The sequence below is a fragment of the Paenisporosarcina sp. NPDC076907 genome, from assembly GCF_050269735.1.
Taxonomy (GTDB): domain Bacteria; phylum Bacillota; class Bacilli; order Bacillales_A; family Planococcaceae; genus Paenisporosarcina.
Window position 1 is genome coordinate 500512 of the sequence record NZ_JBNNIX010000002.1, and the last position, 21150, is coordinate 521661.

At 41.2% G+C, this 21150-nt stretch carries 26 protein-coding genes and 1 other annotated feature; all 26 genes read right to left on the reverse strand.

Features of this window, described 5'->3' with window-relative positions:
* Window positions 1-129: 129 nt before the first annotated feature.
* On the reverse strand, window positions 130-1002 hold the full coding sequence (gene pheA, locus ACQKEV_RS10210; protein WP_427445378.1) for a prephenate dehydratase: 873 nt from the start codon (window positions 1000-1002) through the stop codon (window positions 130-132).
* Between the two features lie 12 nt (window positions 1003-1014).
* Window positions 1015-1470, reverse strand: coding sequence for an ACT domain-containing protein (locus tag ACQKEV_RS10215; protein WP_427445376.1), 456 nt, complete (start codon window positions 1468-1470; stop codon window positions 1015-1017).
* A gap of 17 nt (window positions 1471-1487) precedes the next feature.
* Window positions 1488-2777, reverse strand: a complete 1290-nt coding sequence (gene obgE, locus ACQKEV_RS10220; protein ID WP_427445374.1) for a GTPase ObgE — start codon at window positions 2775-2777, stop codon at window positions 1488-1490.
* A 3-nt stretch (window positions 2778-2780) separates the two neighbouring features.
* Window positions 2781-3311, reverse strand: a complete 531-nt coding sequence (locus tag ACQKEV_RS10225; RefSeq protein WP_427445371.1) for a Spo0B domain-containing protein — start codon at window positions 3309-3311, stop codon at window positions 2781-2783.
* A 216-nt stretch (window positions 3312-3527) separates the two neighbouring features.
* Complete coding sequence (gene rpmA, locus ACQKEV_RS10230; protein ID WP_269925482.1) at window positions 3528-3818, reverse strand: 50S ribosomal protein L27; 291 nt, start codon at window positions 3816-3818, stop codon at window positions 3528-3530.
* Between the two features lie 15 nt (window positions 3819-3833).
* Window positions 3834-4169 (reverse strand): ribosomal-processing cysteine protease Prp, encoded by a 336-nt coding sequence (locus ACQKEV_RS10235; RefSeq protein ID WP_427445369.1) that lies wholly within the window; start codon window positions 4167-4169, stop codon window positions 3834-3836.
* Between the two features lie 12 nt (window positions 4170-4181).
* Window positions 4182-4490, reverse strand: a complete 309-nt coding sequence (gene rplU / locus ACQKEV_RS10240) for a 50S ribosomal protein L21 (RefSeq protein ID WP_427445368.1) — start codon at window positions 4488-4490, stop codon at window positions 4182-4184.
* 14 nt (window positions 4491-4504) lie between these two features.
* Window positions 4505-4580: a sequence feature (ribosomal protein L21 leader region), on the reverse strand.
* Between the two features lie 39 nt (window positions 4581-4619).
* Window positions 4620-5219: a metalloprotease gene (locus ACQKEV_RS10245; protein WP_427445366.1), complete on the reverse strand. Its 600-nt coding sequence runs from the start codon at window positions 5217-5219 to the stop codon at window positions 4620-4622.
* Window positions 5206-5769: a hypothetical protein gene (locus ACQKEV_RS10250; RefSeq protein ID WP_427445363.1), complete on the reverse strand. Its 564-nt coding sequence runs from the start codon at window positions 5767-5769 to the stop codon at window positions 5206-5208. The genes ACQKEV_RS10245 and ACQKEV_RS10250 overlap by 14 nt, the downstream gene beginning before the upstream one ends.
* Window positions 5770-5941: 172 nt before the next feature.
* Complete coding sequence (locus ACQKEV_RS10255; protein WP_427445361.1) at window positions 5942-6907, reverse strand: nuclease-related domain-containing protein; 966 nt, start codon at window positions 6905-6907, stop codon at window positions 5942-5944.
* A gap of 67 nt (window positions 6908-6974) precedes the next feature.
* Window positions 6975-7772, reverse strand: coding sequence for a septum site-determining protein MinD (minD, locus tag ACQKEV_RS10260; RefSeq protein WP_427445359.1), 798 nt, complete (start codon window positions 7770-7772; stop codon window positions 6975-6977).
* Between the two features lies 1 nt (window position 7773).
* Window positions 7774-8448, reverse strand: coding sequence for a septum site-determining protein MinC (gene minC / locus ACQKEV_RS10265; RefSeq protein ID WP_427445357.1), 675 nt, complete (start codon window positions 8446-8448; stop codon window positions 7774-7776).
* Window positions 8449-8470: 22 nt separating this feature from the next.
* Window positions 8471-8995, reverse strand: a complete 525-nt coding sequence (gene mreD / locus ACQKEV_RS10270) for a rod shape-determining protein MreD (RefSeq protein ID WP_427445355.1) — start codon at window positions 8993-8995, stop codon at window positions 8471-8473.
* Window positions 8992-9885, reverse strand: a complete 894-nt coding sequence (mreC, locus tag ACQKEV_RS10275; RefSeq protein ID WP_427445353.1) for a rod shape-determining protein MreC — start codon at window positions 9883-9885, stop codon at window positions 8992-8994. The genes mreD and mreC overlap by 4 nt, the downstream gene beginning before the upstream one ends.
* 14 nt (window positions 9886-9899) lie before the next feature.
* Window positions 9900-10916, reverse strand: a complete 1017-nt coding sequence (locus tag ACQKEV_RS10280; protein ID WP_427445350.1) for a rod shape-determining protein — start codon at window positions 10914-10916, stop codon at window positions 9900-9902.
* Window positions 10917-11010: 94 nt separating this feature from the next.
* Complete coding sequence (gene radC / locus ACQKEV_RS10285) at window positions 11011-11709, reverse strand: RadC family protein (protein ID WP_269925274.1); 699 nt, start codon at window positions 11707-11709, stop codon at window positions 11011-11013.
* Window positions 11699-12310 carry a Maf family protein gene (locus ACQKEV_RS10290; protein WP_427445347.1) on the reverse strand — a complete coding sequence of 204 codons (612 nt, stop codon included), beginning with the start codon at window positions 12308-12310 and terminating at the stop codon, window positions 11699-11701. Before ACQKEV_RS10290 ends, radC begins: the two co-directional genes overlap by 11 nt.
* Window positions 12311-12396: 86 nt before the next feature.
* Entirely contained in the window at window positions 12397-13044 is a 648-nt protein-coding gene (locus ACQKEV_RS10295; RefSeq protein ID WP_427445345.1) for a hypothetical protein, read from the reverse strand.
* Between the two features lie 87 nt (window positions 13045-13131).
* Window positions 13132-13887, reverse strand: a complete 756-nt coding sequence (locus ACQKEV_RS10300; protein WP_427445343.1) for a prepilin peptidase — start codon at window positions 13885-13887, stop codon at window positions 13132-13134.
* 58 nt (window positions 13888-13945) lie between these two features.
* Window positions 13946-14884 (reverse strand): LysM peptidoglycan-binding domain-containing protein, encoded by a 939-nt coding sequence (locus ACQKEV_RS10305; protein WP_427445341.1) that lies wholly within the window; start codon window positions 14882-14884, stop codon window positions 13946-13948.
* Window positions 14877-15635: a hypothetical protein gene (locus ACQKEV_RS10310; RefSeq protein ID WP_427445340.1), complete on the reverse strand. Its 759-nt coding sequence runs from the start codon at window positions 15633-15635 to the stop codon at window positions 14877-14879. The genes ACQKEV_RS10305 and ACQKEV_RS10310 overlap by 8 nt, the downstream gene beginning before the upstream one ends.
* Before the next feature lie 2 nt (window positions 15636-15637).
* A complete protein-coding gene (gene pilM / locus ACQKEV_RS10315) occupies window positions 15638-16591 on the reverse strand; it encodes a type IV pilus biogenesis protein PilM (RefSeq protein ID WP_427445338.1) in 954 nt (317 codons plus the stop codon).
* Between the two features lie 18 nt (window positions 16592-16609).
* Window positions 16610-17107 carry a prepilin-type N-terminal cleavage/methylation domain-containing protein gene (locus ACQKEV_RS10320; RefSeq protein WP_427445337.1) on the reverse strand — a complete coding sequence of 166 codons (498 nt, stop codon included), beginning with the start codon at window positions 17105-17107 and terminating at the stop codon, window positions 16610-16612.
* 129 nt (window positions 17108-17236) lie between these two features.
* On the reverse strand, window positions 17237-18448 hold the full coding sequence (locus ACQKEV_RS10325; RefSeq protein WP_427445335.1) for a type II secretion system F family protein: 1212 nt from the start codon (window positions 18446-18448) through the stop codon (window positions 17237-17239).
* Complete coding sequence (locus ACQKEV_RS10330; RefSeq protein WP_427445333.1) at window positions 18448-19488, reverse strand: type IV pilus twitching motility protein PilT; 1041 nt, start codon at window positions 19486-19488, stop codon at window positions 18448-18450. Before ACQKEV_RS10330 ends, ACQKEV_RS10325 begins: the two co-directional genes overlap by 1 nt.
* An 8-nt stretch (window positions 19489-19496) precedes the next feature.
* A complete protein-coding gene (locus tag ACQKEV_RS10335) occupies window positions 19497-21146 on the reverse strand; it encodes a GspE/PulE family protein (protein ID WP_427445331.1) in 1650 nt (549 codons plus the stop codon).
* Window positions 21147-21150 lie beyond the last annotated feature (4 nt).

Sequence of the window (21150 nt, forward strand, 5' to 3'; positions counted from 1 at the left end):
CAAATCGTTAAAGTTGCTCCCAAATTCGAAAAGTTGCTCCAAAACCAGTGAAAGTTGATCCCATTTTCGAAAAGTTGCTCCAAAACTCATCTGCTACGTTAAAAAAAGGAATGACTGCGTGATCCGCGGTCATTCCTTTTTGTATGTAAAATAAGTACCAAGAGATTTCACTTCGCACCCTAAAGCACGCAGTTCTTCTTTTGCACCTTGCATCATGACGGATTGTTCATCATCGAGAACATCCATGATAAAGAAGTAGTTGCCAAGTCCTGTTTTTAAAGGGCGAGACTCAATTTTGCTTAAATTCAACTGTCGCCATGAAAATACTGACAAGACTTGATGCAGCGCACCTGATCTATCGTCTACAGGCAATTTAATCATGAGTGTTGTTTTTGGCGAGTTGTCATGACCTTTTTTATCAAGTTTGATGTTGTTTTTTTGAAGAACAAAAAACCGTGTATGATTGAAATGAAGATCATGAATATTCGGTTCCACTATGGTCAATCCATATTTCTTGGCAGCAAACTCATTGCCGATTGCCGCAATTGTACGCTCTGGATTTTCAGCTACATATTTCGCTGCGGCTGCAGTGGATGTCGTCTGTTCCAAAGGTACTCCACGGAATCGATAATACAAATATTTATGGCACTGTGCCAGGGCATGTGGATGTGAATAAACCATTTCGATATCATGTCCATTCCCCACTTGCGCCGGATGCACCATAAAATGTTGTTCGATCGGGGACAAAATTTCTGCCGAAACATGCAATTCCACATCGTGAAACAAATAATCAATTGTTAAAGGTACCGAGCCTTCGAGTGCATTTTCCAGTGGCACTACGGCAAATTCAACTTCCCCATTTGCCACTGCCTCAATGCATTCCGGGATGGTCGCGTAAGGCATAAGCCATTCCCCTGCAAAGACAGTTCCTGCCGCTAGATGTGTAAACGATGCTTCTGGCCCCAAATAGGCCACACGAGATTCCCAATCTTTGATTACCATGCAAGACACTCCTTAAGATGCGCCGGAACTGATGACTTCTGCTGATTCCACAAAGTCCAGTCGTTTCAGTTGTTGAATAAAATCATCCAATTGCATATTCATTGCGGTTACATCAAGCGACAACGTCACATTGGCACGACCTTGAATCGGAATTGTCTGATGGATCGTCAACACATTACACTGTGCTTCAGCTACTGTATTTAATAGCGTGGCAAGCGTTCCTTTGCGATCTTCCAGTTGTAAAAACACTGTTAAAATACGTTCACGAACAATGGAGTGGAAAGGAAAGACGGCATCCCGATATTTATAAAATGCGCTCCGTGATAAGTCGACTTTTTTTACCGCGTCCCAAATCGAAGCGACTTCTCCACTTTGCAATAACTGCTTGGCATCAAGTGTTTTTTGCATCGCTTCCGTCAACACATCTTCACGCACTAAATAATATCGTTGTTCAGATACGTCTTTCATATGTCCATCCTCACTTTCTATTCGATGAATTCAAATTCGAACTCAAGAAGTCTTACTGTATCGCCATTTTCCGCACCACGTTCACGCAATGCTTCATCAACACCCATACCACGAAGTTGACGAGCGAAACGACGAATTGAGTCTTCACGAGAGAAGTCGGTTATCTTGAATAAGCGTTCGATTGATGAACCACTTAAAACATAAGCGCCATCATCATCACGTGAAATCTCGAAACCATCACGTTCAGATTGGTGTTTGTATAGAACCGTTTTGTCTGATTCTTCTGCTGCCATTTCATGAATCAAGAATTCTTCTGTCACTTCCAATAAATCAGCTACAGCGAATAATAGTTCATTCAAGCCTTTACGTGAAAGTGCTGAAATTGGGAAGATCTTCACATCTTCCGGTAATTTCTTACGGAATTCTGCCAAGTTTTCTTCTGCATCAGGCATGTCCATTTTGTTCGCTACAATCAATTGTGGACGTTCTGTCAAACGTAAGTTGTATTGACGAAGCTCTTCATTGATCGTTATATAGTCATCATAAGGATCGCGTCCTTCAATACCTGACATATCAATAACATGTACGATTACGCGTGTACGTTCGATATGACGAAGGAATTGATGACCAAGACCTACACCTTGGCTTGCGCCTTCAATAAGACCTGGCAAATCGGCCATTGCAAAGCTACGGCCATCCGTTGTTTCAACCATTCCAAGATTCGGAACGATTGTTGTAAAATGATAAGCTGCAATTTTTGGTTTCGCTGCTGATACGACAGATAGCAAAGTAGATTTTCCAACACTCGGGAATCCAACCAAACCTACGTCAGCCAAAACTTTAAGCTCTAAAACCACTTCAATTTCTTGTCCTGGTTCACCTTTTTCAGAAATCTCTGGTGCCGGATTTTGAGGTGTTGCAAAGCGGATGTTTCCGCGTCCTCCACGTCCACCTTTTGCAATAACCGCTCTTTGACCATGCTCAACTAAATCAGCTAATACTGGTCCGCCTTCTTCAGCCATTACGACTGTGCCCGGTGGAACTTTAACGATTAAATCGCCCGCTCCGCGTCCGTGCATTCCTTTACTTTGTCCGTGATCGCCACGGTCTGCTTTGAAATGACGTTTGTAACGGAAATCCATTAACGTACGCAATCCTTCTTCCACTTCAAAGATTACATTCCCTCCACGGCCGCCATCGCCACCTGCAGGACCACCATCGGGTACATACTTCTCACGACGGAACGCGACCATACCATCGCCGCCATCTCCGCCTTTAATGAATATCTTTACGTGATCGACAAACATTGACTATCCCTCCTTGCTTTCTTCTATATGAAAACGCCAGTTCTTGGTCGTTTTGCATTCATGGGTCAGTGAAACTTGTGGTACTTTCGAAAGTTCTTTCTGAATAGGATGCCATTTACCGCTCGCATCAAACGTCAGTTTAAATGTGGTCGGGTTACACACAATATGAATGTGCAAAAGCTGTTCTGTAAACGGATCTAACTGTCGATGTAACAGGTTCGTTGCTTCTTCGAGTACATGTTGGATTTGTTCATCAAACAATGTATCGCATTTGGAATCAATAGTGTTTGTAATACTCACTTGAAATCCAGGAAAACGCCAATTGGCCGTTTGTAGCCATTCAGTTGTGAATGGTAAATTCAACTTAGAAAGTTCATAAAAAGCTTTAACTTCTGTCGTGTAGTGATCTATTGCCGCCTTCGCGTCTTCCAGTCGTGCAAGATCAATATTCATTTTGATCAGTTGCAACTGATTCAAAAAATCATGGCGTGCGAATCGCAATGCCTCATTTACTGAAAACGGTTTTCCGGTCATACGTCACACACTCTCCATTATGCTAGTCTCATTTCCTAAGTATACCAAGAAATGAAGTGATTTTGTTGCATTTAAGTTAAGCGTAATACGCTTGAAATCAATCCGTTGTAGTTTTCAACATTTAAGAGGCAACATATTTGATTGAATACGCTTTTTGTACAGTTTTTTGAGAAAAAGAAAAAGGACTGCAGTTATGCAGTCCTTTGGCTGTTTGAATTAAGCTTCTTGAGCTACAGGATATACACTAACTTTTTTCTTGTCGCGGCCATAACGCTCGAAGCGTACGATTCCGTCAACTTTCGCAAAAAGTGTGTCATCTCCACCACGGCCTACGTTTTCACCTGGATAAATTTTAGTACCGCGTTGACGGTATAAAATTGAACCACCTGAAACCATTTGACCATCAGCACGTTTAGCGCCAAGGCGTTTTGATTGTGAGTCACGTCCGTTACGAGTCGAACCTACTCCTTTTTTCGATGCGAAAAACTGAAGATCTAATCTTAACATCATTTGTTTCACCCCCTACTTTTTGAAGGTTATTTTTATATATTGTCCATAATCTTGTTCAATCGTTTGTAAAGAAACAATCATCGCTTGTACAATTAATTGCACTTGTTCATTCGAAGTTGAAACCAGATCCTGCGGAAACGAGACTTTGAGAAACCCGCCGTCTTGTCCTTGCTTCACGTTTGGAATGACTTTTGTAAGTTCAGCTATTGCATTGACTGCTCCAAAAGAAACAGCGGTTGCGGCTGCACAAACTAAATCTTTTCCATGCTCAGCAAATTCTGCATGGCCTTTCATTTCAAAAGAATGAATGTGATTGGATTGATCTTTTTCAATCGTTACAGTTATCATCGGTCACACATCTTATAGGTTGATTGAATCAATCACAAGTTTTGTGTATGGTTGACGATGACCTTGTTTTTTACGGTAGTTCTTTTTCGCTTTGTATTTGAAAACTGTGATTTTTTTACCGCGGCCGTTTTTCACGACTGTAGCTTTTACTGTTGCTCCTTCAACGAAAGGAACTCCAACTTTCACGTTGTCTCCACCTACGAATAATACTTTGTCAAATGTGAAAACGTCTTCAGCATCAACACCTAATTTTTCGATGAAGATTTCTTGACCTTTTTCAACTTTGATTTGCTTACCACCAGTTTCGATAATTGCGTACATTTTACTGCACCTCCTCTTAGACTCAGACTCGCCTTAAATGAGGTGATCTTTGCAGATGCTTAAACCTCTTCAGAGCGGTTGTAGTAGCACGGGTGCTACAAACAATAACATTAAAACTTTACCATAATGCTAAGGCAGCGTCAACTGCTTCGTTACAATTTTATAGAAAGCTTCTTCATACTTTCGGTATTGCCAAGAACGAATATTTTGTAAGACGATGAATGTGAAAATCAAGGCCAGGTGAAGTTTTTCAAATGTCACCAAAATCAAGAGCGTTGAAATGCTGATAGACAGCGCTAATAACGTCTCATGATAACGTTTTGACAATATGGCTTTCAATGCCTGTCCGCCGTCCAGCGGCAAAATTGGAATCAAATTCAATGCTAATATGGTCAACTGGACCTCATTAAAAAAAGCCTGTCCAGGAAATTGGAAAGGTTGGGCAAGTAAATAAAGAACCGCGGTTGCCAGTGGCCCAGCAATCGCAATGAGCCACTGATGATGAGTAGGAGCCAAATGAAGATTCTTAATTTTTATTTCGCCACCATACGGGAGAATGGTGCAACTGGTCATTTTAAGGCCCGTACATTTTGCCACCGCAATATGCCCCAACTCATGAATCAGTAAGGAGCCAAAAATGATGCTGTAATGCGCGAGTTGCGCAGTAGCAATCAGATAAATAATAATCGGGATCATAATGGGATGCATGCGAATTTTATTGAAGTACATCGTTCATCCATTCTTTAATCGCTGTCGGTTCAAGAAATTCTCCGTCACGTTCCACTTTCACAAACATGGAACCCGGCTTCACTTCCGCTATTAAATCATTGGCCGCCACCGCTGTATAAGGTAGATTAGAAAAGTTTTCAACAAATCCATATGTTACAGTATCCCCACTATCATAAAGGACTGTCATCGTTTTTCCTGTATGTGGGGTATGACCTGTAAAAAGAATGATCCCATCTTCGCGAGCGACAACCTCAATCAAGGTATCATAGGAAACAAGCACGCCTTCTTCATACGGTTGCATAGATTCGTAGGAAGCCATTGTTGGAATCATAGGGTCTCTTTGGGGAGTAGCACTTACTGGTATAATTTCTGGTTGCGAGCTTGTTGGAAACTGAGCGAGTACGAACTCGCGAACCATTTGGATGTCTTTCCCTTCCGTAAATAGAGTGCGAAGTTGTGAAGTTTGGTCATTTCGTTCCTGTATTTGTATTGTTGCGATAATACCAATGGTAAATATGCATGCGATGATCCATTTACTTGTAGATTTCATGCTGCAGCCCCCCTTTTCGGGTAGTATATGCAGGGCTTGTTCGGTTTATTTCTACTAATCTGGGGATTTTGGAGCAACAATGGAGATTTGGGAGCGACTTTTGTGATTTGGGAGCAACTCTTGATAGTTTTGGAGCAACTTTCTCAATTTGGGAGCAACTCACCAAAATCCGTTAACGCTTACTCATTTCGGAAGCTAAAAACTGCTCCAATCTCCATGGTTCAAACTTCAATAAATATAATCTATTCTTCGGACCGAATTGATATGATTCATGTGCATGGTTCAAAATTCGCAATCCTAGAAAACGGTCATCAATACCTAGCCACCATTTCAATTCTTTACTGGTAATTTCCCGTCCGAATAACAGTTGATACTCTTGCAAACTAGCAAAATGTGCATCTTTGTCACGACATCCACATCTAACACAAATCCACGTCGAATATGTACGATTCATTCCAATGCTGAAACACTCTGTACACCTCACACCACGTCGTAAATTTCGAACATCAATGTTCAGTCTTTCGAATATCTGACGATCTTGAACTTTGACCGCTTCTCTCTTCATCATCTTCCTTACTATCTTCAAGTCATCATTACTTAATAAATCGACACTCGTCGCTTCCATATTCTCTAATCTATCTGTCAGTGCATCTATCGGAATGGCAGGGAATAATTGAGGGGATTCAACAACGATCCCGGATCGACTCGCTAGAATAATCATTCCCCGCACTCGTAAATCAACCGCTTTACTGTGGAGACGCCTTTGCAGTACGTTGACTGCACGCTGCAGTTGCAACTCTGGATTACGCATTCCTTCCTTCTGGCCATCTCTATTCAAGCGATAAAATTGCTTGTTGACTACACTGAAGAATAATTCACCCGTTATATTTTTCACTTCCAAGACGCAAATGAATTTTGGATTAACCACAAGAATATCTATTTGGGTTCCGTCCATTAACACATTCCGAAAAACAAGCGTTTCCTTAGACAAACGAGCTTCTTTTAAAAACTGGATGACTTTTTCTTCTCCAGCAAAACCCGCTTTAGTTGTCCTATATTCACCTTCCGTTATTCTTACCTCACCAGCTCTCGAATGCAGCACACACATTCTCAAAACACTCAATTGATACGTTTTCAAATTATTCAGTCTTATCTCCCCCTAAAAAAATCCCCCACTCGATATGAAAGTGGGGGATTCAGATAATTTATTTAGCAAAAATGGATTTGATTTTCGAGAACATGCCTTTGCGTTCTTGTTCCAATGACATTAATGGAACAGATTCGCCAAGAATACGGCGGGCAATGTTGCGGTAGCCTAGAGCTGCACGGTTTGTTGGGTCCATGACAACTGGCTCCCCTTTGTTGGAAGAGGTGATGACATTTTCGTCATCCATGATGATACCCAGCAAATCGATAGATAGATGCGTCGTGATTTCATTGACATCGAGAGCATCACCGGATTTCATCAAATGTTGACGAATACGGTTAATGATCAATTTAGGCGGTGCAATATCTTCTTGCTCAAGCAAGCCGATGATACGGTCCGCGTCACGCACTGCTGAAATTTCAGGAGTTGTGACAACGATTGCACGATCGGCTCCGGCAACTGCGTTTTTGTATCCTTGTTCAATACCTGCTGGACAGTCAATCACGACATAGTCGTAATCACGTTTTAATTCCGTCACAAGCTCTTTCATTTGTTCCGGGTTAATCGCGTTTTTGTCCGTCGTTTGAGCTGCAGGCAACAGGAATAACTTATCGTCAAAACGTTTATCTTTTACTAAAGCTTGATGGACTTTACAACGTCCTTCAATAACATCCACCAAATCATAAATAATACGGTTTTCTAAACCAAGCACAACGTCAAGGTTTCGTAAGCCGATATCGGTATCGATTAAACAAACTTTCTTGCCTTGAAGTGCCAATGCAGTCCCGAGGTTAGCAGTTGTCGTTGTTTTACCAACGCCTCCCTTACCTGAAGTAATTACGATAGCTTCTCCCACATTAGCTTCCTCCTTTAAATGTAGATAATTGCGGTCTTAATAACCGCAGATCTTGCAATCTATCAATGGCGATAAAGCCATTGGCATGTAAATATGCGCATTCCATTTCTGGTTGTTCTGAAAGAATGGTCAATTCATCGGTCATAATTTCAAGTGCTTCATGAATCATCAGATGGGTTGCTTCCAACCAAGAGGCAGCAATTACTGCTTCTTTATTACCATTCGCCCCCGCATGGGCAATTCCCTTTAAACGGCCGAGAACAAAAATATTTCCTCCAGCAATTACTTTGCCGTTCGGATTAACATCTCCAACAACGACTAAGTCGCCTTCCGCCCGAACAACTTGTCCAGAACGAACGATGCCAACATATGTTTCAGATTGACGCTCTAATATGCGACGGTTGCTTTCTTCTACTGAAATAACGTCACTTTGCACTCGTGAAACACGTAAATGCGGAGACGTGTGCACGCTCGCAATCAGTTCTTTCGTTTGCTCTTCTGAACAATAGCGGTTGCCGAGTTGCAGCAATACCTCTGCTTGTCCATCAATGCCTTCGTCCGATACTTTGCGTTTTAGTTCTTCCACCAGTTCGGCATATGCGCTTTGATCATCAAGCCGAAGCACTAGACCGTCTTTTGTTCCTTTTATGTAGACTAGTTGCTTTTTCGTCGTCAAATGCGTCACCTCACGCGTAGAATCAATTTGGCTGATTTAATCGCTGCAACAAGCGTGCATTGATTACGTATTTAAATGCCCAGCCGAGCACCACTAAGAAAATTGAATTTGCAATCATTGTTGGTATTAACCGTTCGCGTACAAATACGGCAAGCGAAATATCCGTTAACCCGATCAATGAAAAGAATTGATAAAGTGCGAATTCAAGACCGGCAACCAATACTAGCGACAAAGTAGTTGTCACGATCAGATGCTGATGAATGAATTTCACAATAAAACTAGCAATTAAACAAATTAATGGATATAAAAAAGAATACAATCCAATAATATCAATGAAGAACACATCATACAAGAGCCCAAAAAGTAATGCATACAACATCGCGCGATTGCGACTATAGTAGATGGAAATGAATATTAAATACATGATGAGAAAACGAGGGATTAAAAAACGATACTCCCCACTGATATCGAGGGGAGAAAACAATCCGAACACCGGTTCAAGATAAAACAGCACGACCGCAATGGCTGGAATGATCATTCGCTTCATGAGGCATCCTCATCTTCGTCCGCCGTACTGTTATCACCGTCTGTACCATCTACTGTTGTCATCGTTCGTTTTGCAATCATGACATGATCAAGCAAGGCAAAATCTGCCGCTGGTTTGATGTATGCCATTTTAGTCAGCCCGAAATCGTCTGTCGAAACTTCAGTAATTTCCCCGATTAAAATCCCTTTAGGAAAAATCCCGCCTAGTCCAGATGACATGATTTTCTGACCTTTTTCAATTTTAATATTGGAATCGATTCGTTTTAAAATAAGTTCTTTACGTTCATCATCGTACCCTTCTATTAAACCGAATACTTCTGTGTCACCCGTAACCATTGCAGATACACGATAGTTCGGATTTTGAGTGGATAAAAGTTCTACGGTTGAAGTGAATGGTGTTGTCAAAACGACTTTCCCAATCAACCCTTGTGCCGTAAGGATGGCCATGTTTTTTTTAACTCCATGGACTTCCCCTTTATCGAGAATTACTTTTTCTTCCCACTGATCAGGATTTCTTGCGATTACAGTTGCCTGAATCGGTTCATACTCCCTGAGATCGTCCTGCTTGCCTACGATGTCTCGAAGCCTAGAATTCTCGGATGCCAAATCGTTGACTTCCGCTTGCAATTTCGCGAATTCTTCCAAACGATCTTTCAATCGTTTGTTTTCATCGTAAGTATTTAACAAAGCATCGACATTATCGAAAACACCTGTTATGTACTGTGTTGGTTTTGAGAAAATCGATTGCCCAAAACCAACGACATCTTTAATAATTTGTTCAGGTAACGACGCATTATCACGATCTCTGAGAGAGAAGCTGATCAATGCCACAAGAAAAATCACCCCGACAAGCAATAATATCAAACGCTTATTCGAAAAAAAATGTGGCATTGGAACGGTCCTCCTTAGTGTTTAGAATGTTGGCGAATCGTGTTCATATGATCTAGCGCCATTCCAGTACCAATTGCGACGCAATCCAATGGATTCTCTGCAATGAAGACAGGCATGCTTGTCTCATCACTAATTACTTTGTCCAAGTTTTTAAGTAAAGCCCCACCACCAGTTAACACAATTCCGCGTTCCATTACGTCTGCAGATAATTCTGGAGGAGTTTGTTCTAATGTTTTTTTCACGCCGTCAATAATCGCTGCGATTGACTCACGAAGTGCTTCTGCAATTTCTTCAGAAGAAATTTCGATTGTTTTTGGAAGACCTGTCACTAAATCGCGTCCACGGATTTCCATTTTTTCAACGTTATCTATTACTCTAGCTGAACCGATTTCCATTTTGATTGCTTCAGCCGTACGTTCACCAATCGTTAAGTTGTACATTTTACGGATGTAACTTGTAATTGCATGATCCATTGCGTCTCCAGCAACACGAACTGATTCGCTTGTTACAATCCCACCAAGGGAAATAACTGCGACTTCAGTTGTACCACCACCGATATCAACGACCATACTGCCTGTTGGTTCCCAAACTGGCAAGTTCGAACCGATTGCCGCTGCAAATGGTTCTTCGATTGTCACTGCATCACGTGCGCCTGCTTGACGAGCTGCATCAATAACTGCGCGACGTTCTACTGAAGTAATCCCGTAAGGAACACAAATCATGACATTCGGCTTTTTCCATGAACCGCCTGAAGCTTTCATTGCTTCTTTTAAATAATATTGAATCATTGATGTTGTAATATCGAAGTCCGCAATTACGCCATCTTTCATCGGGCGAATCGCCACGATCGAACCTGGTGTACGACCAATCATATTTTTAGCATCGTTACCGACTGCAACGATGTCACCATTATTCGTATTTCTAGCGACTACTGAAGGTTCGCGTAAAACGATCCCTTTTCCTTTAATAAATACCAAAGTATTTGCTGTGCCAAGGTCAATCCCGACATCTTTTGCTCCAAATCCAAACACGTTATGTTCTTCCTTTCTATCCTTAGCCAGTTAATCTTAGCTTAGTTTAAACCATAACTTTGATTATAACGGATAAAAAGAGAAAATCACAGTGTCACATGTAACCCTTTTCTTTCAAACTGATAAATTGATGGTCCCCGATAATCACATGGTCGAGTAATTCAATCCCCATTATGTGTCCAGCTTCCTGAATTCGCTTGGTCACTTCAATGTCTTCCGGTGAAGGTGACGGGTTTCCGGAAGGATGGTTATGCGCACAAATAATCGCGGCAGCCGAACGTTTTACGGCTTCCCTAAAAATTTCCCTTGGGTGTACAATACTCGCATTCAGACTGCCAATGAAAATGGTTTGTTTATGTAACACTTGATTCTTGACATTCATGAAAAGCACGACAAAATTTTCTTGTTTAAGAGATGTCATATCCGCCATTAAAAATGTAGCAGCGTCTTTTGGTGAACGTACCGTAAACTTTCCATCTGTTTGCTGTTGCGCAAGCCTTCTTCCAAGTTCGACCGCTGCAAGTAACTGAACTGCCTTTGCTTCACCGATACCTTTTACAGACATGATTTCTTCGATTGTGGCATTTTTCAACTCATGCAATTGCTCAAAAAACGTCAATACCCGATTCGCTAGATGCAGGACGGATTCCTGCTTCGTGCCCGTTCTAAGTAAAATAGCAATCAGTTCTTGATTGGACAGTGCAGCGGCACCTTGGTTCATCAATCGTTCACGTGGACGGTCAGAGGCATGGACATCACGAATCATTAATGATGGTTTCATTTCAGTGATCATGGCGCGCTCCCGCTGATTTCAAATCAATCAACTGTAGGTTTTTCAGTTCGCGATACAGTTCCGCCACCGGCAAGCCCACTACATTATTGTAATCACCATTAATATGTTCCACCATCAAAGCACCGACAGTTTGGATTCCGTAACCTCCTGCTTTGTCAAAACAATCCCCACTCGCTACATAACTGTCGATCCATTCGTCCGACAGTCGATAAAAAGTGACTTTCGTCTTTTCGAAAAACACACTGCAAATATCTTCGAAATAAATAGCCACTCCGGTAATCACAGTATGTGTTCGACCGGACAATCGGCGTAAATATAGTTTTGCCATTTCTGCACTCTCAGGTTTTCCAAGGGGCTCATCATCAATAAAAACCATGGTATCGGCACTGATGACGATGGCGTGTTGATTACGTTCAGCGACGGACAAGCCTTTCTCCATGGCAATATTGCAAACGAGTTCAGATGGCGATCCTCCGTAAATGGCGTTCTCGTCCACTTCCATCGTTTTCACTTCGAATGGTACGCCAATCAGTGAGAGCAGTTCTTTTCTCCTTGGTGAAGCAGATGCTAAAATAAGCGGTTTTGTCGTTTTAAATTCCAATGAAATCAGCTCCTTTTTGACATCATACAGAACGAAGCCATAGTTGAAAAATGTGTCGAAAGGGCAATAATTTCATTTTAACCATTTTAAGACGGCGATAATTCAATTTTCAAGCAGTCATTTTGTGCGAAATAATGTGATAACAATTGAACCCGAATGACATTAAAATCCTTCGAAAGGGTTGATATAGCAGTGATATTGGAATCCCAGTCCTTCGGTTTTGCCCCTTCATTTTCAGTGCCCGCAAAATTAAATTTTGCCGGGTCTTGATTTGCCAGAAAAACGGGAAATTTTTGCATCGACTGTTCGGTACAAGCGGATGAATTGATCTTGAACGGTTTTACGAATGATTCAGTGCTTCCCTCCACTTTCACTTCACTTTCCACAGTGCTCGCGGCAGACCATACATAATATTTGCCGTCCGTAATGACAATGGCTGCAGATTTCATGGCTGGGTTCGACTGAAGCAATGCAGTGGCACCATCTGCTGAAGTAAATACACCGTGTTGCTTCGCATAAAATTGAGTCGGTGTCGTTACATCTGCCGGTGCCGTCACTTCCACTTTGTCAGGCTTCTCAGTCGTTGCAGGTGTCACTGGCGTTTCAGCTGTAGTTGAAATGTCTTGCCACTGAATAAAAATCGCGAATATGCCAATCGAAACAGCCCCGATAAGAAAACCATGTATGATTGCCAATGTGTATGAAAACTTTGAGAATGTTTTTGAAAAACGCACTTGATCACCCCGTTTTTCTTTAAAGCTACCATGTGGGCAATAAAAAAAGACAAGACCGGTGTCGGCTTGTCCAAAAAAGTTTTCGAGTTAAAATAACAAATTCATATACCAGTCGAGTATTTCCTGGCCATAAAAATAGACAATGATTGCAGCGAGTGCAATGGACGGTCCAAAAGGCACTGGCGTTTTTCGTCCTTGTTTTGAACGACGTAAATGAATGACTCCAACGATGGCGCCGATAAAAGCAGCCAAGAATAATGTTAACAGTGTCGGCAACATCCCAAGAACGAGACCGATCACAGCAAACAATTTGATGTCACCTCCACCCATGCCGCCTTTCGACAATATGGCAATCAGCAACAAGATCCCGAACCCTCCTGCCGCCCCAATGATACTGTCCCACCAAGGCTCAAGTGGCGATAAGAATCTTGCAACAATTAATAGTACGCTAAAAAATAAGAGAACCTTATCTGGAATGAGCATATAAGCAAAATCCGAAACCGTGATGATTACAAGCATGGAAATAAACAAGATTGCTACGATTAATTCCATTGAGAAACCGAGTTTATAGAACGCGAAAGCAAACAATAACCCCGTTACTAATTCCATCACTGGATAAATCCAACTGATTTTCGTGCCACAACCACGGCATTTTCCTTTTAGGAATACATATGAAAATACCGGTACCAAATCTTTAATCGTCAAGCGTCGATCACATATCGTGCAGTGTGAAGGTGGCGAGACGATTGATTCATTTTTAGGCACACGCAATCCAACGACATTGAAAAATGAACCAAATATAAGTCCGTATATGAAAAATAAAGTTGTATATAAAATGACCATAAATGCCTCTCAATCAAACAAAAACTGGAGGCAACGTACGCTCTCCAGTTTTGTCAGGTTATTTTGGAATGATAAGTGTAGAATTTGCCAATACTTTATCTGTCTTTAGTCCATTTGCTTGTTTGATTAACTCTTCGCCAAAACGATCACCGTAGTATTTTATCGAAATGGAGTATAAAGTATCACCAGGTTGAACCGTGTAGGTTTGAGTTTCAAAGTTACTGGTTACAGAGTTTGACTCGGTTGTCGTTTCTTCCTCAGCGTCATTTTCAGTAGTTTGTCCTTCAATGCTTGTCGTTTCAGTTTCACTTGTTACAACTACTTCACCTGTGTCAATGCCATTGTTCGCAGGAAGCGGATTCACTTTATCTGCAGGTGCTGGCGTATCGACTTTCGGACTTTCTTCGAGAAGCTCGGTTAGGTCAGGTCGGTAAAATGCCGAGAATGTTAGGTTCAATTGCAGTTTCTCATCTTCTTGATCAGCCGTTGTCACTTCACCTAAAGAGCTAAACTGAATGGAGTCAATGATTAAAATCCGATCCAATCGTTCAAGTTCGGCAATGAAAGACTCTAACGTGGTATAAGTAGGAGTTTCAATCGACAAACTCACAAGTAATTCTTGAAGTGTTTCTACCCCTTCCGGAGGAGCTTCAATGACAAATGGTCCTTCTGTAAAGCCTACAGATTGGACTAATGATTGCGAGACCACTTCCGCCTTCTCAATTTGCAGTAACACAAGTTCAGTTAATGAATCAACAGGCACTTTCTTTTGCAATTCAAGCGAACTGGCGACTGGAATTTCTGGCTGATCCGCAAGTTGTTGTTCCAATGCAAACAATACTTGACGATCTGTTGTTAGCGTCGTTTCAGCAACAGCTAAACTTTCCTTATTAGGAGAAAAGAAAGTGAAATATGAATAGGCAATAATTGCGATACAAAATAAACTGGATAATACAATCAAGCCGATTTCTTTTTGTTTACGGGTCAGACTACTCATTGGGATCATCTCCTTGTGCATCATCTGCAGGAGGCTGTGTTTCCGTTGCAGGAGTTCCAGTTGGCTGTTCTTCCACAGGTGCTTCGCCTTCTGTTGGAGTTTCCCCTTCCACAGGAGGTGCATTTGGATCAACTGGAACCGCAGTTCCTTCTGCTGGCATCCTAGTATCTAAGAAAGTAATTGAGTAGGAAGCCAAATAACGTGGCATAACCGGTTCAACCGGCTCAACTGTTGTTGCAGTACCATCAGCTTCTGCGTCCGCTCCCTCTTCCAACGGTTGATATGTAAGAGTCGATAATGTCACAGCTGTGATCAAGTCTGACGATTTTAACTGAGTTAAATAAAATGCAGCTTCACGGGATGTATCAAACTGAACATCGATCAGAGCTTCACTTGGAGATGTGAATGAAAAGTTCATGAAAAAGCCACGTTCAGGAAGAAGTGAAGTAAGTTCTCGAATTAACGGTAACGTATCGTATTGATATGCTTCTGCCCAATCAACAGTTTTTTGGAGCTTTTGAATATCATTCAGTGCTTCCGTCGTCAGCATCTGTTCTTGTATGACAGCTTGCTGACTAGCAACTTTTTGGCTTTGGGCTATAAAAACTTGTTGTTTGTTCTCATAAGAATTTCCTAGGAAATATAAGACAAGCCCTACGACCAATCCGATGAAAATAAGTAAGATGCCAGCCACGATAAAGGCAGGACGGTCCCGTTCTTTTTCGGACAGTAAATTAATATCGACTAACATCTTTACACCTCTTTCAACGCAAGACCGAGTGCTCGATTAAAGCGTATCGGGATGGCTTTTCCATCTTCTAAATAAATCGTTTCACGAACTACTGTCGAAGTAAGAACATCAAAACGGTTTTCCATTTTCCGCAACAACTCTTCCCAACCAACCATTTCACCGTTAAGCAAAATATGGGTGATCCCTTCATTTCCTTGGTTCATATTGTAGCGATAGAAATTGATGAGCTTTTCGATTTCAGAAATGAGCGAATCCATTTTAGATGTTTGTGCACCACTAAAGAAATTCGAATCATCAGGCTCCGCGACTTCTACTGGACGCATAAATAGAGGGAAATGTTGATGGAAAATCGATACAGTATAATTTTCGTTTTTGATATCCAATAGCAGAATATGTTCTTCACCAGTGTAGGGGTTTTGAGAATATGCCAAACGATATAGAGCGAGTGGTCCAATATCAGCTACAATGGGTTTCATTTTAACTTCTTCAAAAACGTCTTCATATGTATTTAAAATGCTTTCTTTTGAAGCAATTAATATCGCTTCTTTCGTGTCAGTTGATGCAGTATAAGGGACTACATCGAAAACGGGGTCTTCGAACGGTAAATAAAGCGTCGAACCAATTTCAATAAAGAAGTGGCCTTTCAACTCATCCCTTCGAACGTCGGGAGGATATGAGAGTTTGCGGATGATCACATATTCGTCAGGTGCTAAGAACCGAACAGATTTGCGGGAAAGTTTCCATTCTTCCACGGCCTCGCCTAAAATCGACATCAGCGTATCCGCGTCCACAATTTTGCCATCCGTCACAACGCCGGAAGGCAAAGAACGCTCCTCTGCACATACTACATGCAAAGGAGTCGTTGACTTCACTTCCACCATTCGGATCGCATCTTCTTCAATTGTAACCGTCGCCACGCGTGAGCGTTTGTTTAGGAACGAAGGTGTGAAATTCATAGAATCAGCTCCATGATATTATTGTGTTGCTGTTTTAGTTCCAATAAAACTAGAATTAGAAATTTTACTAATTTGAGTATTAGTTAGTCCTTTAAAAGTTGTTGCTATTGTATATTCAGGATTTGTACCATCGCCATCCAAATCTGCAGAACCGGAGATTCTGTTTCCACCTTGTACCTTTTCAATAACAACATTATCTAATAACTTACCTTGATCTTCTAAATATGAAGTTGAAGGAGCTGCGATGGCAGGAGTAGTCATAGCCTTCCCAGCCAATGTACCAACATAAACAATTGTTCCATTAGGACTGTTATTTTCAGTGAAGTAAACATTTGCAGCTGCTAATGCATTTTGATAATCAGATTTTACAGCACCATTTCTACTATTCTGAATAACATTCCCAATTGCCGGAATAGCAATTGCCGCAATAATCGCCAAAATAACGATTACTGCTAGAAGCTCAATTAATGTTAAACCTTTTTGTTCTTTTAATTTGTTTTGAATGAATTTTCTCATTCTGTAAGCCTCCCTTTTTTCTATTAAATGGTACTTATACCAGTACCATTTTATAATAGCACCTTTATATGTCGAAATATATAGAAAAATAGACTTTCTACTCATTTTTAATATATTAATTTTAACTTTTTACATATTGTCCACATTCTCAAAAAGTCCAAACATAGGCAATAAGATTGCCAAAACAATAGTACCAACAAGTCCCGCTAATAAAACAATCATTAAAGGTTCAATCATCGCTTTTAGCTTGTCGGTTTCCGCGTCGACTTCTTTTTCATAGAATTCCGCTACCCGCTCTAACATGTGATCAAGAGCCCCGGTTTGTTCTCCAATTGAAATCATATGGGGAATTAACGGTGGAAAAGCCCAATGGCCCATCATCGGTCCCGTCATCGATTCTCCTCTTTCAAGTCCATCACGAGATTTAATAATCACTTTCCCAATCACTTCGTTACCTACTACTCGTTCAACCATAGTTAGTGCAGTCAAAATAGGAACTGAACTAGAATATAGCGAACTCAATGTTCTGGTCATTCGCGCCAGGGCGGCTTTTTTCAAGATGTTACCGAAAATTGGCATACGCAATAATAGAGAGTCGAGCATATAACGCCCCTTTTCATCTCTTCGCACAAGCCATAATCCACTTGCGAATATCACAACAATAGCAATCAATACATACCAATAATTTTGTACAAAATCACTCGCGCCCATAACAAATCTAGTGATGAGAGGTAATTCCCCTCCAAAATCACTAAACATATCAACGAACATTGGAACGATAGACGTTAACAAAAAGATGACAACACCTATTGCCAAAACCGCAACAATAACCGGATAGGTCATTGCGGAAACTACTTTTTGACGGGTCGCATATGCTTTTTCAAAATGCGTAGCTAACCGATCCAAGGATTCATCAATCGACCCCGTTAATTCACCAGCTTGCAATAAATTGATTACTAAAGGTTCGAATATTCTTGGGAATTTTCTAGCCGCTTCAGACAGCGATTTACCGCTTTTTAATTCATCAGCAATTTCAACCAATGCACGACGTAAAGCTTTTGACTCTACTTGTTGAGATAGAATGCCAACAGAATCAACAATCGTTACACCTGCGCGCATCAATGTGGCGAATTGACGAAGAAACATAATGAATTGTTCACGTTTGACGGGATTTCCTATGACGATATCTTTTTGTAGAGTCGTTTCTGCCATTTGTTTTATTTCAGTGATTCGGATGCCGTCATCTCTAAGTTTCATGATCGCTTCTCGTTGGTTGGCAGCTTGGACAATTCCTTTTCGGACGGCTTTACGGTCACGACCTATATATTGAAAGCGTGCCATTAATGCTCGTCCCCTTCAAGATACGGTTGTGCCGCTTCTTGTGTAATTTGACCCGACTCTACCAATTCTTTTACGGAAGTTGCCATCATGTGCATACCAGCAGCACGATTTGTTAGAATAACGTTCGGAATTTGATGAACTTTCGCCGTGCGAATTAAGTTCGAAATGGCTGGATTCGTAATTAAAATTTCAGTTGCCGCTCGACGACCTTTACCATCTGCAGTTTTAATCAATCGTTGACTAATGACAGCTTTCAACACGCCACCAAGCTGCGTACGAACTTGTGCTTGTTGTTCGGGCGAAAACACGTCAATAATACGTTCAATCGTGGATGCGGCACTGGATGTATGTAAAGTACCTAAAACTAAGTGACCAGTTTCAGCAGCCGTTATTGCAATACTGATTGTTTCCAAGTCACGCATTTCCCCAACGAGAATAACGTCTGGATCTTGACGCAATGCTGCGCGTAGACCATTTGAGAATGATTTTGTATCGAAACCGACTTCTCGCTGATCGATAATGCTTGTCCCATGCTCGTGCATATATTCAATCGGATCTTCCAGTGTGATGATATGCAAGTTCATATCCGTGTTCATATGTTTGATCATCGAAGCTAATGTCGTGGATTTCCCCGACCCGGTTGGACCTGTCACTAAAATAAGTCCTTGCTTTGTTTCAGCTAATTTCTTCAACGTGTTCGGCATTTGTAATTGCTCTACTGTTGGAATAATTTGCGGAATAGTTCGGAAAGCAATGGATATTTTTCCTTTTTGATGGAAGGCATTTACACGAAAACGTGCTACATTTTCAACTACGTGTGAGTAATCCAATTCGCCTAGTTCAAGAAATGTATCCCATAATTTATCAGGGGTAATTGCTTTCGCCATTTCCCTAGACATTTCCGGAGTGATAGGCGTGGATCCGAACTTTACAAGTTCCCCTTGTACACGAAATACAGGAGGTACGCCAACGGTTATATGAATATCCGATGCTTTTTGTTGAAACGCATTTGTCAATAAAATATCTACTGATTCTCTCATTTTCTCACCTAATCTTGGAGGGCAACACGCAGAATTTCTTCCGTTGTCGTTTTGCCTTCTCTTACTTTCATTAGTCCGTCGTCAATTAAGAAGATCGTGTCGTTAGCTTGGGCAATTTCGCGAATTTCCGCTGCAGTACCACCACAGTTGATGACATTTTTGATTTTATCGTCAACGATTAACACTTCATGAATGGCCATCCGACCACGGTAGCCCGTCATACCACACGATGGACATCCTTTTCCTCGTGAAACGGTTTGGATATCGAGTCCACGTTTCTGGAAAATATCAATTTCACGAATCGTCGGCTCTTGTTTTTCTGCACAATCACGACAAACTCGACGCACAAGACGTTGTGCTACAACAGCATTAACCGAACTTGTTACTAAAAACGGTTCCACACCCATATCCATCAAGCGTGTGACGGAAGCGATTGAGTCATTTGTATGTATTGTACTTAATACTAAGTGACCAGTTAAAGAAGCTCGTATTGCAATCTCGACGGTTTCTTTGTCTCGAATTTCACCAACCATGACGATATCTGGATCTTGTCGAAGAATCGAACGAAGACCAGCCGCAAACGTTAAACCGACATTCGAGTTTACTTGAATCTGATTGATTCCTTCGAGTTGATACTCAACCGGATCTTCTACCGTAATGATGTTCACTTCTTCATCATTCAAGTAGCTGAGCGCTGCATATAAAGTGGAGGACTTACCAGAACCTGTTGGCCCTGAAATCAGGACAATCCCATTTGGTTTGGCAATTTCTTTCATGAATCGTTCATAATTCTTTTCATTGAAACCAAGTTTGGAAATATCGGTAAGATTGTTGGATAAATCCAAAATACGCATAACAATTTTCTCACCATAAACCGTTGGTAATGTAGAGACACGTAAATCGATTGGACGGAAATCCACATTGGTTTTGATACGACCATCTTGAGGCACTCTATGCTCGGTAATATCGAGTTTTGACATGATTTTTACACGTGCGGTGACCATGCCTTGCATTAACTTCGGAAGTGTCCGTTCGTCATGTAATACTCCGTCTATTCGGAAACGAACCAATAATCTTGTTTCTTGAGGATCGAAATGAATATCACTCGCTTTTTGAGTAACGGCAGCAGATAAAATTTGATTTACGATTCTTACAACTGGTGCATCGATATCCAACAGTTCTTCCTGTTTATCAACGGCAGAAGCTTGATCTATTAGGAAATCGTCAAACGATTCTTCTTCGTAATATTTATTGATGGTTTTTAATATATCTTCCTTAGATGCAATCGCAGGTATGATCTGAAATCCGGTAATGAGACGCAAATCATCCATCGTAATGAAATCCATCGGGTCTTTCATGGCTACATATAATTTGTCTCCTTCTACTTTCAGAGGGACGATCAAACTGCGTTTGGCCACGTCTTTCGGAATCATATTAAATAACTTTGCTTCAAATGGGTAGTGATATAGCTGAACCTGCGGAATACCTAGTTGAATTTCAAGTACTTCGAGCAATTGTTGTTCGGTGATAATTCCTTGTTGCAAAAGTGCGTCCCCAAGTTTCTCTTCACGTGGTTTTTTTTGCAACACATTCGTTAATTGGTCTTCTGTGATCAAACCATTTTCAACTAGTAAGTCACCCAGTCTTTTTCGAATCAAGTTG

Coding starts and splice junctions, on each gene's coding strand:
- mreC (WP_427445353.1), bottom strand. CDS start 9,885: ATGCCACATTTTTTTTCGAATAAGCGTTTGATATTATTGCTTGTCGGG.
- rplU (WP_427445368.1), bottom strand. CDS start 4,490: ATGTACGCAATTATCGAAACTGGTGGTAAGCAAATCAAAGTTGAAAAA.
- radC (WP_269925274.1), bottom strand. CDS start 11,709: ATGATCACTGAAATGAAACCATCATTAATGATTCGTGATGTCCATGCC.
- ACQKEV_RS10215 (WP_427445376.1), bottom strand. CDS start 1,470: ATGAAAGACGTATCTGAACAACGATATTATTTAGTGCGTGAAGATGTG.
- pheA (WP_427445378.1), bottom strand. CDS start 1,002: ATGGTAATCAAAGATTGGGAATCTCGTGTGGCCTATTTGGGGCCAGAA.
- ACQKEV_RS10320 (WP_427445337.1), bottom strand. CDS start 17,107: ATGAGAAAATTCATTCAAAACAAATTAAAAGAACAAAAAGGTTTAACA.
- ACQKEV_RS10310 (WP_427445340.1), bottom strand. CDS start 15,635: ATGTTAGTCGATATTAATTTACTGTCCGAAAAAGAACGGGACCGTCCT.
- ACQKEV_RS10250 (WP_427445363.1), bottom strand. CDS start 5,769: ATGAAATCTACAAGTAAATGGATCATCGCATGCATATTTACCATTGGT.
- pilM (WP_427445338.1), bottom strand. CDS start 16,591: ATGAATTTCACACCTTCGTTCCTAAACAAACGCTCACGCGTGGCGACG.
- ACQKEV_RS10225 (WP_427445371.1), bottom strand. CDS start 3,311: ATGACCGGAAAACCGTTTTCAGTAAATGAGGCATTGCGATTCGCACGC.
- ACQKEV_RS10330 (WP_427445333.1), bottom strand. CDS start 19,488: ATGAGAGAATCAGTAGATATTTTATTGACAAATGCGTTTCAACAAAAA.
- ACQKEV_RS10300 (WP_427445343.1), bottom strand. CDS start 13,887: ATGGTCATTTTATATACAACTTTATTTTTCATATACGGACTTATATTT.
- ACQKEV_RS10325 (WP_427445335.1), bottom strand. CDS start 18,448: ATGGCACGCTTTCAATATATAGGTCGTGACCGTAAAGCCGTCCGAAAA.
- ACQKEV_RS10235 (WP_427445369.1), bottom strand. CDS start 4,169: ATGATAACTGTAACGATTGAAAAAGATCAATCCAATCACATTCATTCT.
- mreD (WP_427445355.1), bottom strand. CDS start 8,995: ATGAAGCGAATGATCATTCCAGCCATTGCGGTCGTGCTGTTTTATCTT.
- ACQKEV_RS10305 (WP_427445341.1), bottom strand. CDS start 14,884: ATGAGTAGTCTGACCCGTAAACAAAAAGAAATCGGCTTGATTGTATTA.
- ACQKEV_RS10245 (WP_427445366.1), bottom strand. CDS start 5,219: ATGTACTTCAATAAAATTCGCATGCATCCCATTATGATCCCGATTATT.
- obgE (WP_427445374.1), bottom strand. CDS start 2,777: ATGTTTGTCGATCACGTAAAGATATTCATTAAAGGCGGAGATGGCGGC.
- rpmA (WP_269925482.1), bottom strand. CDS start 3,818: ATGTTAAGATTAGATCTTCAGTTTTTCGCATCGAAAAAAGGAGTAGGT.